Source organism: Calothrix sp. NIES-2098 (assembly GCF_963875125.1).
Taxonomy (GTDB): domain Bacteria; phylum Cyanobacteriota; class Cyanobacteriia; order Cyanobacteriales; family Nostocaceae; genus Aulosira.
The window spans coordinates 4,630,289-4,643,149 of record NZ_CAWNKJ010000001.1 but is presented as its reverse complement, the minus strand read 5'-3'; the positions used below and the strand labels follow the sequence as shown (position 1 = coordinate 4,643,149).

Below are 12,861 nucleotides of genomic sequence, written 5' to 3'. Positions count from 1 at the left end.
TTGAGTTTCTCACTTGACATATTTAAGATAGGTTGATCATGCCGCAATATTTTGGAAAATTACCCACAACTAACCAACCTTGGACAACTATTGGTAGCGTGCAGTCTGTAAATTGGAGCGATCGCACTGTTAATTTGGAGTGTAGTAACTCTCGCTTGCAGATTAGTATACTTGCTCCCAATCTACTGCGAGTCAGGCTTGCACCAACTGGGGAATTTACGCCTCGTCGTTCTTGGGCGGTGACAGTGGATGATTCCGAATGGGAAAAAGTACCTTTTGAAGTGCAGGATATTGGGGCTGCGGTAGAAATTACAACCGAACAAATCCGTGTGTGCGTGCAAAAGCAAGAATCCTGTCTCGTCTGCTTTGACAAAGAGAATCGTCCCTTTGCCCAAGACGATCTCGATATGCGCATGGGTTGGCGGATGGGTGCGGTTGCTGGCTGGAAGAAGATTTACCCCGATGAGCATTTCTATGGTTTTGGCGAACGCACGGGTTTTCTCGATAAACTTAGCGAAGTTAAAACTAATTGGACAGTCGATGCTTTAGATTACGATGCACTGACTGATGAAATGTACCAAGCCATTCCGTTTTTTATGGCTTTGCGTCCAGATGTGGGTTATGGAATCTTTTTCAACACGACATTTTGGAGTCAATTTGATATCGGTGCGGAAAAGCCTGGTGTTTGGAAAATGGAAACTCGCGAGGGAGAGTTAGATTATTACATTATCTACGGCCCCGAACCTGCTCAAATCTTGCGTACATACACCCAATTAACTGGGAGAATGCCGTTACCGCCAAAATGGGCGTTGGGTTATCATCAATGTCGCTGGAGTTACGAATCAGAAGATGTTGTCCGCGAACTAGCACGAGAATTTCGTCAGCGCCGCATTCCTTGCGATGTCATCCACCTTGATATTGACTATATGCGGGGTTATCGCGTGTTTACTTGGAGTCCGAAACGCTTCCCCGATCCGGCAAAATTGGTCAGGGACTTAGCAAAAGATGGCTTTAAGACTGTCACCATTATCGATCCAGGTGTGAAGTATGAACCAGAAGCCAATTATCACGTTTTCGATTTAGGAATAGAAAATGATTATTTTGTGCGGAAAGCAGATGGACAGTTATTTCACGGCTACGTTTGGCCTGAGAAAGCTGTTTTTCCTGACTTTTTACGCGCTGATGTGCGTCAGTGGTGGGGTGATTTGCATCAAAGCCTCACCGATATTGGCGTAGCAGGAATTTGGAATGATATGAATGAGCCTGCCATAGATAATCGTCCTTTTGGCGATGGTGGGGAAAAGATTTGGTTTCCGCTAGATGCACCGCAGGGAGGAGAAGAGCAGGGGAGCAGGGTGCAGAGTGCAGGGGGGAATTTACCTGTTTCAGCTACAACTCATTTAGAGGTGCATAACTTATATGGGTTGATGATGGCGAAGGCTTGTGCTGAAGGGTTACAGCGCCATCGGCAACAAGAGCGATCGTTTGTGCTAACTCGTTCTGGCTATGCTGGGGTGCAGCGTTGGTCTTCTGTGTGGATGGGGGATAACCATTCATTGTGGGAGCATTTGGAAATGTCTCTACCCATGCTGTGTAATATGGGGCTTTCGGGTGTGGCTTTTGTTGGTTGCGATATTGGTGGGTTTGCAGGTAACGCTACTGCGGAATTATTCGCCCGTTGGATGCAAGTGGGAATGCTCTACCCATTGATGCGCGGTCATTCTGCTATGTCTACTGCGCGTCATGAACCTTGGGTATTTGGCGATCGCACAGAAAATATCTGTCGCGAATATATTAATCTGCGTTATCAGCTACTACCTTACATCTACAATCTTTTCTGGGAAGCAGCACAAACAGGCACTCCGATTTTAAGACCATTATTTTACCATTTTCCGAGCGATCGCCAAACTTACACTCTCTACGATCAAGTATTGTTGGGAGCTTCGCTGATGGCTGCACCTATTTACCGTCCTGGCGTTGAGTACCGAGCTGTCTATTTACCCGCAGGCACTTGGTATGACTGGTGGACTGGCGAACGTTACGAAGGTTCTACTCATATTCTCAGCCATGCACCCTTGGAAAAAATGCCACTTTTTGTCCGTGCTGGTGCGATTATTCCGATGCAACCCGTACAGCAATATGTCGATGAACTTCCAGTTGACCAACTGCATTTGCGTATTTGGCCGGGCAAGAACGAATACTTATTTTTTGAAGATGATGGCAAGTCGAACACCAGTCAAAATCAAAACTTTTCTCTCAGAAAAATAAGTGTATTTACAGAAGGGGAAGAAACCATTGTAGAAATTAGTGCTAATGAAGGGCAATGGACGCCACCAGAAAGAGAAGTAATTGTAGAACTTGTAGGTGTTGGCGAACAGCGCTTTCAAGATGATGGCAGAGGTTATAGCTGGAAGTTTTGAGCAGATAAAGGGGATGAGGGAATGTGGGGGGTGTGGGGAGAAATAATCAATGCCCCATGCCCCATGCCCATTCCCCTTAAAAATATGCATATAGATAGATGAAATTATAAGTCAACTACCTGTAGCATAAAATACAATAAATTTAACCCACTAGACTAGAAAAAACGTTAGACTCTCACAAGCTCGTTTAGATGGGGTTACAAAGGCCTCAATGTTAAAAGGAAACCGCTTGCGCCTGCAAGTTCTTTATCAAGTCGCCACACAGTCGTTGATAGTGCAAATAAGTAGTGCGATCGCTATATTCATCGGGGGATTAGTACTACTTGGTTGGGGTTTGGACATTGAATTTCTTAAATGTGTCTGCTACGACGGTTTTGTCACCATGAAGGCAAATACAGCCTTAGGTTTTATACTGTCTGGCGTGTCACTGTGGCTAGCTCAGAATCTCAAATCACAAAAAGGTGCTTCTCTTCATCATAACGCTCTCTACCTTTGGGGTTCCCGGCTCTGTGCCTTAGCAGTAACTATCATTGGTTTGTTAACCGTCATTCAATATATCGTCGGTGGAAATTTTGGTATTGACGAGCTATTATTCCGAGATTCGCCGAGTGCTTTATTGACAGTGCAACCAGGGCGAATGGGATTGAATACTGCACTCGACTTTATGCTCGTCGGTAGATCCCTAGAGTTATTGTTGTATCAAAGAACACAGCGCAGCTATTGGTATTCCCAACTTCTTGCCTTGATAGCTGGTTTAATTTCCTTGCAAGCGCTGATTGGTTATGCCTATCAAGTAAAAATTCTTTATGGCATACAACCTTATACAACTTCAATGGCGTTACACACTGCGCTAACTTTTATAGTTGTGTGTGTTGGTATTATCTGGACACATCCAAACCAAGGATTAATGCGAGTAATTACAAGCAATACTGATAGCGGCTTGTTGTCCCGCAGGTTATTATTGGCAGCGATCGCTGTGCCTTTTATACTAGGGTGGTTAATTGTTATCGGTCAAAAAGTAGGCAATTATGATACAGCTTTTGCAGTATCATTGTTTGCCATTATTATCATGGTAATTTTCGCCATTTTAATCTGGCAAAGTGCAGCAGTAGTCGAACGCCTTAGTAGCCAGCGCAATCGCGTTCAAGATGAACTAAAAGTTTACGAACAAAAACTCAGAAGTCTCGTAGATGCAAATGTAATTGGCATTTTATTTGGCGATATTTACGGAGGTATTCAGCAGGCGAACGACGAATTTTTAGCGATGATCGGCTACACGCGTGAAGAATTATTAGCAGCTAGAATTAGCTGGAGCGAGATTACACCACCTGAATATCAAAATCTGGACGAACAAGGAATTGCGGAAGCCCAAGCAAGTGCTAATGGTACTTGTACGCCCTACGAGAAAGAATATATCCGCAAAGATGGAAGTCGCATTCCAGTATTAGTTGGTTTCGTACTGCTGGGAGAACGACGGGAAGAAGCAGTAGCATTTATTATCGACTTAAGCGAACGCCAACAAACAAAAAAACAAATAGTCAAACTTAATAAGGATCTTCAACGCCGGGTCACTGAGTTACAAACTTTGCTCGATGTCATTCCCATTGGGATTGGTATTGCCGAAGACCCACAATGTCAAACTATCAGAGTAAATCCCGCTTTTGCCAAACAGTTAGGAATTTCGCCAAATATAAATGCTTCCCTAACTTCCCCACTAGAGGAAAAACCGAGTTTTAAACTATACCGTGATGGTAAGGAAATTTTGGGGGAAGACCTCCCCATGCAGTATGCTGCGGCTCATGGTGTGGAAGTTGTAGATTTTGAATTGGATGTTGTTCAAGAAAATGGCAAAATTGTCAAGTTACTAGAGTATGTTGCACCTCTATTTGACGAAGAAGGTAACACTAGAGGCTGCATCGGTGCATTTTTGGATATTACAGAACGCAAGCAAGCCGAGGAAGTTCTAAGAAATCAGCAAAAATGGCTGGAAGATGTGCTGAACTTGATGCCAAGACCACTGCTTTTTATTGAACCAGGAACAGCGCGGGTAACTTTCGCGAATCGAGCCGCCGATGAATTAGTTGGGGGCGAATTTCCTCAAGGCGTACCAGCCGAAGATTATCATAAATTTTACTATTGCACGGATGCTAATGGCCTACCTATCCCCAACGACCAAATGCCAGGGGTACGGGTTGCCCGTGGAGAACGTTTGGATGGGTTGACGGTAGACTGGCAGACAAATCAAGGCGTGCGTTCTCTACTAGTATTTGCTGATACCTTACCAGCAATGCATGGTTATCCGGCTACCTGTGTAATGGTTTTCCAAGACATCACTAGTATCAAGCAAGCAGAAAAAGCCCTTTCGTTAAATTACAAGAGACTTCAGCTATTATTTGATACAGCCAGTGAATTATTATCCAGCCAAAACCCTGTAGCATTGGTTGATAGCTTATTCCGTAAACTTGCTGAACAAATTGGTTTAGATGTTTACCTAAATTATTTAGTGGAAGAAAACTCTCAGGTAATGCATCTAGCCTCATCCACAGGAATTTCGGCAGAACTGGCAAAAGAAATCGAGTACTTACCAATCGGTCAAGCTGTATGCGGTACTACAGCGCAAACCCGTTGTCATATTGCTTTAGATCATGTCCAGCAATCAACCGATCCCAAAACAGAATTGATTCGCTCTTTAGGAATTACAGCTTACTACAGTTACCCGTTAATTGCCCAAGGGCAGCTTTTGGGAACCCTTTCCTTTGGTAGCCGCACTCGCACTCGCTTCAGCGATAATCAAAAAGGGATGATGCAAGCAGTTTGCGATCAAATTGCGATCGCAATGGAACGCGCTCAGTTAATTGCTTCTCTACAACAGCAAACTGAGCAGTTGCAAGATGCTAACCGCATGAAAGATGAATTTTTAGCAATTTTATCTCATGAATTGCGATCGCCTCTCAACGCCATCCTCGGCTGGGCACAATTGCTGCGTTCCCGTAGTCTGAGCGAAACTCAAGCTAGTAGAGGGTTGGAAACAATCGAACGTAATGCCAAAATGCAAACCCAGCTAATTGAAGATTTGCTGGATATCTCACGCATGATTAGAGGAAAGTTGCGTTTAAATGTGGCAACTTGCAATCTGATTTCGATTGTTAATTCCGCCTTAGAAACTGTCAGCCTCGCTGCGCAAGTTAAAGAAATCGACTTGCAATTTTGCCCGCCAAGGGAAGAATTCCAGCATCACAACCTCTGTCAAAAAAATCGTTATGGAGAATTTTTAGTCTCCGGAGATGCAGAACGTTTACAGCAAGTTATCTGGAATTTACTCTCCAATGCCATCAAATTTACACCCCCTGGCGGTAGGGTAGAAATCAGACTTTCAAAAATTAACGAGCAATTCAAAGGTAATTTGACTGGCTACGCTCAGATTCAAGTAATTGATACAGGTATTGGTATTAGTTCGGAATTTCTGCCTTACGTATTCGATCGCTTTCGCCAAGCTGATAGTTCTAGTACCAGAATGCATGGCGGACTGGGATTAGGATTAGCAATTGTACGCCATCTAGTAGAACTGCATGGTGGTAGCGTCCAGGTTGATAGTCCAGGCGAGCAGCAAGGAGCAACATTTACAGTCAAGCTACCACTTTTGTTACCAACTCAGGGAGCTATCTCACCGCCACAAATTCGCGAAGATAATTCTGCTTTGCTTTTCCCTTCGCTTGCGGGCGTGCGAGTCCTGACTGTAGACGACGAAGCTGATAGCCGGGAATTTATTACTACTGTACTGCGACAATGCCAAGCCGAAGTACAAGCAGCAGCATCAGTCAAAGAAGCATTGCAGATTATGTCTCAGTGGAAACCAGATGTAATTGTCAGTGATATCGGTATGCCGCAAGAAGATGGTTACTCCTTCATCCGCAAAGTGCGATCGCTCCCACTAGAGCAAGGAGGCGATGTCCCCGCCGCCGCACTTACAGCCTATGCGAGAGCAGAAGATAGAATGCGAGCTATCCAAGAAGGTTATCAGCTACATTTACCCAAACCAATCCAGCCAGCTGAGTTAGCAACAGTAGTCGCCAGCCTTGTTGGCCGTGGTTGATATCCTTTTAAGTTAAAGACTATACCTCTGGCAAAATTCAGTTAAGTATGGACAGATAAGAGCTTACTTTTCAGTAACTTTACTGCAACAGTATTTATCTACAAAGCATTAAAAATGTAGATAAAAGTATAATTTAACTGTCAGGAAAATTACCATGAATTTGCGAGAGTCTTTCACCCATGAGCTAATTTCTTCAGGTATTATTGACCGCAGTTTAAAAGTAGGCGATTTTATTCCTAATTTTATGCTTCCTAATGCTTGTGGTGAAACAATAGAAGTAGAAAAATTCTTAGTTAACGGGCCTGTAGTTATTTCGTTTTTTCGAGGTTCTTGGTGTCCTTTTTGCAACTCAGAATTAGCAGCGCTCCAGCAAGCATTACCTGCAATTAAAACATTAGGAGCTTCACTAATTGCTATTTCACCTCAGACTAACCATCATACCTCGTTAACTGTGGAAAAACACGAACTAACCTATGAGGTATTGAGCGATCGCAACAATAAAATCGCTCGTCAATTTGGGATTGTGTTTCAAATACCAGAGTATCTTAGACCTGTATTAGCCCAAAAAGGTCATGTTTTACCTAGATACAATGGAGATGAGTCTTTTGAACTACCTATTCCGGCTACATTTATAGTTTCTCAAGATGGAAAGGTCATTTATGCTTTTGTTGACCCTGATTATACTAAGCGGTTAGACCCCATTGAAATTATTACTGTTCTCCGAAATCTTTCTGTGGTTAGTAAAAGCTAGAATTAAATTCTATTATTTCAAATTTTCGTATTGACTTTTTTATGAATAGTTTCATGCAAAGTTGCAATCAAAAGTCGTATCTGTCATTGCGTCTGTAGGGAAACAATCTCATTAATTCTGATAGATTACAACAAACTGTAACTTATACCAATTTGAAAAAAGAATGCAACAGATTGTAGGGAAACGGCATTGCCGTGACCTCTAGAATATTATTGATGTGTCGCAAACATTATTTGATTTGGTATTAATATCAGTTAAGCAAGAGAGATTTATTAAAGTCTAATTTTGACCAACATTACAAGAGGAATTTCTGATGAATCAAGAATTGCCTCAATTTATCAACCGTATTGTTTCTAGTTTGCAGACAATTGAGGGAATTACCGCGATCGCACTAGGTGGTTCGCGGGCACGAGGTAATCATACTCACAACTCAGATGTCGATTTGGGTCTTTATTACCATCCAGAAAATCCACCCGATTTAATTGCTTTAAATCGCCTCGCTTCTGAGCTTGACGATCGTCATCGCGTAAATTTGATTACTGCGATTGGGGGATGGGGAAAATGGATTAATGGTGGCGGTTGGCTAAAGGTAGAAGGTGTAGCTGTAGATTTTCTCTATCGCGATTTAGCGAAAGTTAATCGTGTCATTGATGATTGCCATACTGGACAAATTACTATTGATTATCAACCAGGGCATCCTCACGGTTTTGTGTCTTCAATTTATATGGGGGAAGTTGCTATTTGTCAGCTACTTTACGATCCCGATCGTGTTTTAGAAGCCTTGAAGGTAAAGACAAAGCCCTATCCAGTTCAATTGAAACAAGCAACTATTAATACTTTTGCTTGGGAAATCAGTTTCTCGCTGTTCGTTGCCAAAAAGGCGATCGCTCGCCATGATGTTGTTTACGCAGCAGGTTCCTGTTTCCGCAGTGTGGTCTGTATGAATCAGGTTTTATTTGCGCTGAATGAAGATTACCTATTGAATGAAAAGGGTGCAACGGCAATTGCTAATAAATTTGCTATTTGCCCCCAGGACTATCAACAAAGGATTGAGCAAGCATTTGTACTATTAGCAGCCGATGCCAAATCAATAACTGAGGCGATCGCGATTCTTGAAGCGATTGAAGATGATTTGAGCCAATGGTATGGAAATCGGCGATTAGCGATCTAATTTGACCCAATGCAGACATCTATTTTTTCGTAAACAATCCCCAGCTCTACCCATCGATTATAAAACCAGCATAGACAGATTCTATGCCCGCCGTAGGTTGCTAGTTGTAGGGCGAACGCCGAATGCGTCTACTCGATCTTGCGGAACATATATACAAAAAATTCATATTTACAATACCAGAAATTTATATTTATTCAAATATACGTATTCTTTAATATAAGTTTAAGGAATGGCTAAGAAAAGATCATGAAATAATTAATTTTCAGCGTAAAAGATTAATGATGATGGCTGACCGGGAAAAAGTGAATTTTCTTCTGAGAAAAACAATTTTGGAGATAGGTTTGAACGATGATTGGTCATACAGGCAGAAACAACGATCGAGACTTACCAATAAATGAGCAAGCTAGTCTGGAACTAGATGCGAGTGCTGTCTTGCGATCGCATTTGTGGGAAATATTTATTTCTCCCCAGCAAACCACCAAATTTTTGCTGAGAATCGTGGCATTTTTGGCTATTGCTAGTCTTGTGGCTAATATTTGCCACTTGTATTTACCTGATTATGTTGGCAGAGATTTTATAGCGATGGTATTCAACCTTGACGGTGAGTTCAATATACCTTCAACCTATTCATCAGCCAGCATCCTATTTTGTTCTATTCTGATGGCAATCATTGCCGTAGCTCAAAAGTTAGACGGAAATAGAAATTACCTCTCATGGATAGGGTTTTCCTTGGTCTTTGTTTATTTAGCTATTGATGAATTCATAAGTATTCATGAACAATTAATAGAACCACTACGAGCTAAATTTCATACCAGTGGCTTCCTTTACTATGCCTGGGTAATTGCTGGTGTTATCTTCTTACTGGTATTTCTGCTCGTGTTCGGTAGATTTGTCGCTTCCCTTCCCGCAAAAACACGACGCTTATTTATAATTGCTGGAACTATCTACGTAGGCGGTGCAATTGGTTTTGAACTATTAGGTGGTTATTATGCCAACTACTATAGTGAAGATGACATCATCTTCGACTTATTAACAACTGTAGAAGAGGTTATGGAGATGTTAGGTATCGTTGTCTTTATCCACGCGCTGCTTTCCTATATGACTGGCCATATGAAAGGCGTGAATTTGGGTATCCACTTTATCGATCGAAAGAAACAACAATTGATCTCGTCCCAATTTTAAGCGGCTAAAAAATCACAAACACTGGCTATCAGCTATTGACAACTCTAACCTGATATTTAGCGTGCCAGTTGCCTAAGTGCTAAACAACATCACCAATCTGCAATTAACCTAGCTTTCGCAAGCAAAAATTTCACAACTGTCTCTTCACGGGAAAACTGTTTAATCTTTTTTTTGACTTACTTCCATCCTCCTAGGAGAAGGCGACTTTCATCGCTAAGGGTGCATTACTAGTAACAATTTGCGTAACTTCCTCCTCCAAGCGCAACAAGTCACAAGGTTTACGCAGGTTTAGTTTCTAGATCGTTTCGTATTATGTCACTGTAATTTTAGCCTGGTTGAGTCTGCTTCTGCCTTGTTGTATTTCCTGGGTGTGAGATTCATTTCATATCCATTTGAGGTTATCCGATCAACGCTAAACAGTGCTTATATGCTACATTTGCGCTAGGAAGACAAAAAAATAAATCCCTAAAACCTAGTAAAATCAAAGGCTTTAGGGATTTAGAGGGATACGGGACTGGTGCGACTTGAACGCACGACCTAGCGCTTAGGAGGCGCTCGCTCTATCCAACTGAGCTACAGCCCCAAGAACAAAGCATATATAATGATAGCAGTACTTTTAACTAGACTGCCAAGAATCATCCCAAGGACTGCCACCAGTTTCTAAGCCACACAGCGAACTTTGTGCTTTCAAGATGATTTTAGGTTTGCCGTCACTGATTTCTCGTAACTGCAAATCCAGTTGTCCTTGCATAGTGTCTCGACAACAGTAGATTAAACCTTGGGCTGTGGGCGCACGTAAGGGTGTACCGGGTAAATCTGTAGTTCCAATTAACTCAACTTCATAATTTGAGTTACGTGCTTGCATTTCCCATTTACCCCAAGGCTGAATATTCCAGCTAACTTGCGAGTTCCAGGGAACAAATTCATAAAACTTGCCTTGATAATGCACGCCAATCATCGCTACAGATTCCATCCACCACAGCACACCCCGTCGTCCACCCCCGGCGGTTAATGCCAAGTCAGGTTCGTTGTAGAAGCTATTACAATTTAACCAAAACCATCTTTTAGGAAAAGCACCACCCCAATTTTTTTCGCCGTAGGCTGGGGCGTTGGTGAATTCGTAGATTTTACCGTTCCAATCAATCCACCCACTAGCTAAACCGTGAGCCATTAAAATTTGCCATCCCGGTTCAAAAATCTGCAAAAATGAGAGCCAGCCAGCGGTTGATTGTTGCAGACCGCCATGATTACCCCAAGCATATACTGGCTTAATTTCATACTGCCAACGGCAATAATTACCTGTAGCAGGGTCGCTAATAATTCCTTGATTTAAGGTAGCTGTAGCTTGATAGCCTTGTTGAACATGATGTTCAAACTCTGCTGGGATCAGGTAGAAGGGTTGGGTAGCTAAATCTGTTGTCCCCCAATGACCCAAAGCTAAGACATCGCGACTCGCCCAAAATTTTGTGACATCCGGAAAAGTTCGGCAGATATATTCATCGTTTGGCCCTAGAACTTGGGCTGAACCACCACTGTGGGGTTGATTGCCAATCGGGTCTTCAATAGAGTACATAAAGGCAAAAGTTTGACCGCAATCGGGTAAGGTGACGCGATAATACCAGCCTTCAAAAAAGCGACGGCTACTACCATCCCAGTGATAACCAGAATGTGGTGTTTGGGTGGTGTCGAGGAAATTTTTGGGAATACTAAGCATAGTTTCAATGTGTTGCCTATATCCCAGTATGCGCCTTGATATCGATCGTGCCTACGAAATTTTGGAGTTGAAACCCAATGCATCACCACAGGAAATCAAGCAAGCTTACCGCCGTTTGGCGAAGGTTTGGCATCCAGATAGTTTTCTCGAACCTCAGCAAAAGCTGGTAGCAGAAGAAAAGATTAAAGAAATTAATCAGGCTTATGGCAGGTTAAAGTCCGATCGCGCAGAGGCAACAGATCAATCTTCTCAATCTCATCAAACAAAGGTTGACGCTTACACATCCAATGCAGAAACTTTCTACAAACGCGGCATGGAGAATGCTCAACGAGGAAGATATACTGAAGCAATTGAGGATTTTACCCAAGCAATTCGCCTCAATCCTAATTATTTTGAAGCTTATAAATATCGAGGGTTAGCCTGTTCTAAATTAGGCTATGAAAATAGAGCAAAATCAGATTTGAGAAATGCGGTACAACTGGAACTTCAACAAAGAATAACACAGTCTAAACCACCCACATCTGAAGTAAAAACTCCAGCTTCGCCTTGGAAATGTATACATACCTTAAATCATTCAAATTGGGTCTGTGCAACTGTAATTAGTCCAGATGGGCAATTTCTCGCTAGTGGAAGTAGTGACAACACTGTTAAAATTTGGCATCTCAAAACAGGAAAATTAATACATACTTTAAATGGTCATATTAAGTCGATAAGATGCCTTGCTTTTAGTCCAGATAGCCAAACTTTAGTGAGTGGTAGCAATGACTGCACTATTATGGTTTGGCAAGTATCTACAGGGAAATTAGTCAATACTCTCAAGGTACATTCAACGCCTGTGGTGGCTATTGCTATCAGTTCAGATGGTCAAACTGTCTTTAGTGGCGGTAGCGATACTGCTATTAAAATTTCACATATAGCTATGGGGCAATTACTACACATTTTGAAGGGACATACTGATGCGATCTACTCGCTGGCTATTTGTCGTCAGCAGGAGATTTTAGTTAGTGGTAGTGGCGATCGCACTATTAAAATATGGAATCTGAAAAATAAGAAGCTGTTACATACCTTCACTGGCCATACAAGTTGGGTTACTTGTGTTGCTATCAGTCCTAACGAGCAAATTCTCGCTAGTGGCAGTTATGACCAGAGTATTAAGCTATGGAATATTAGTACAGGCAAGCAAATAAATACCCTTGCAGGACATCACAATTTTGTTTGGTCTGTGGCTTTTACTCCCGATGGTGAGTTTGTTGCTAGTGGTAGCGCCGACCAGACTGTGAAGCTGTGGCAGGTTAAAAATGGACAACAAGTTTATACTCTAGGCAATCATTCCGATTGGGTTAATGCTATTGCTTTCAGTCCCGATGGTAAAACCCTCGCCAGCGGTAGCCGAGACATGACAATTAAAATTTGGCAGTGAGTTTAGTATGATGCGATCGCAAATTGTCTTTGAAGATTTTGGCTGGATTCTAAGAAATTTTGAGAAAAAGTTAGCATAGATTTACATCGTTACTTATTTCTTCATCTGCG

General features: G+C 42.2%; 7 protein-coding genes and 1 tRNA gene. 6 read left to right on the top strand and 2 right to left on the bottom strand.

The annotated features are described in order from the left end of the window. Positions 1 to 38: 38 nt before the first annotated feature. The 5 genes from AACU33_RS19305 (at position 39) to AACU33_RS19285 (ending at position 9,617) form a co-directional block, all read left to right on the top strand. Positions 39 to 2,420 (top strand): glycoside hydrolase family 31 protein, encoded by a 2,382-nt coding sequence (locus tag AACU33_RS19305; RefSeq protein ID WP_096590194.1) that lies wholly within the window; start codon positions 39 to 41, stop codon positions 2,418 to 2,420. A gap of 211 nt (positions 2,421 to 2,631) precedes the next feature. Further along, positions 2,632 to 6,513 carry a hybrid sensor histidine kinase/response regulator gene (locus tag AACU33_RS19300; RefSeq protein WP_096590193.1) on the top strand — a complete coding sequence of 1,294 codons (3,882 nt, stop codon included), beginning with the start codon at positions 2,632 to 2,634 and terminating at the stop codon, positions 6,511 to 6,513. A 154-nt stretch (positions 6,514 to 6,667) separates the two neighbouring features. After that, the gene (locus tag AACU33_RS19295) at positions 6,668 to 7,264 is read left to right on the top strand and encodes a peroxiredoxin-like family protein (RefSeq protein WP_096590192.1); all 597 of its coding nucleotides are present in this window, start codon (positions 6,668 to 6,670) and stop codon (positions 7,262 to 7,264) included. 313 nt (positions 7,265 to 7,577) lie between these two features. Continuing rightward, positions 7,578 to 8,435, top strand: a complete 858-nt coding sequence (locus AACU33_RS19290) for a nucleotidyltransferase domain-containing protein (protein WP_096590191.1) — start codon at positions 7,578 to 7,580, stop codon at positions 8,433 to 8,435. A gap of 348 nt (positions 8,436 to 8,783) precedes the next feature. Then, entirely contained in the window at positions 8,784 to 9,617 is an 834-nt protein-coding gene (locus tag AACU33_RS19285; protein ID WP_096590190.1) for a hypothetical protein, read from the top strand. A 509-nt stretch (positions 9,618 to 10,126) separates the two neighbouring features. Here the strand turns inward: AACU33_RS19285 and AACU33_RS19280 are convergent. Both AACU33_RS19280 and AACU33_RS19275 read right to left on the bottom strand, forming a co-directional pair. Continuing rightward, positions 10,127 to 10,200 (bottom strand) — tRNA-Arg (locus AACU33_RS19280). Between the two features lie 33 nt (positions 10,201 to 10,233). Continuing rightward, entirely contained in the window at positions 10,234 to 11,331 is a 1,098-nt protein-coding gene (locus tag AACU33_RS19275) for a tocopherol cyclase family protein (RefSeq protein WP_096590189.1), read from the bottom strand. Between the two features lie 28 nt (positions 11,332 to 11,359). On the opposite strand from AACU33_RS19275, the gene AACU33_RS19270 reads away from it, so the two are divergent. Further along, the gene (locus tag AACU33_RS19270) at positions 11,360 to 12,751 is read left to right on the top strand and encodes a DnaJ domain-containing protein (protein ID WP_339376146.1); all 1,392 of its coding nucleotides are present in this window, start codon (positions 11,360 to 11,362) and stop codon (positions 12,749 to 12,751) included. Positions 12,752 to 12,861: the final 110 nt, after the last annotated feature.

Excerpts from the sequence above, each read along its gene's own strand:
- AACU33_RS19285 (WP_096590190.1), top strand. The coding sequence starts at position 8,784 with ATGATTGGTCATACAGGCAGAAACAACGATCGAGACTTACCAATAAAT.
- AACU33_RS19290 (WP_096590191.1), top strand. The coding sequence starts at position 7,578 with ATGAATCAAGAATTGCCTCAATTTATCAACCGTATTGTTTCTAGTTTG.
- AACU33_RS19300 (WP_096590193.1), top strand. The coding sequence starts at position 2,632 with ATGTTAAAAGGAAACCGCTTGCGCCTGCAAGTTCTTTATCAAGTCGCC.
- AACU33_RS19270 (WP_339376146.1), top strand. The coding sequence starts at position 11,360 with ATGCGCCTTGATATCGATCGTGCCTACGAAATTTTGGAGTTGAAACCC.
- AACU33_RS19275 (WP_096590189.1), bottom strand. The coding sequence starts at position 11,331 with ATGCTTAGTATTCCCAAAAATTTCCTCGACACCACCCAAACACCACAT.
- AACU33_RS19295 (WP_096590192.1), top strand. The coding sequence starts at position 6,668 with ATGAATTTGCGAGAGTCTTTCACCCATGAGCTAATTTCTTCAGGTATT.
- AACU33_RS19305 (WP_096590194.1), top strand. The coding sequence starts at position 39 with ATGCCGCAATATTTTGGAAAATTACCCACAACTAACCAACCTTGGACA.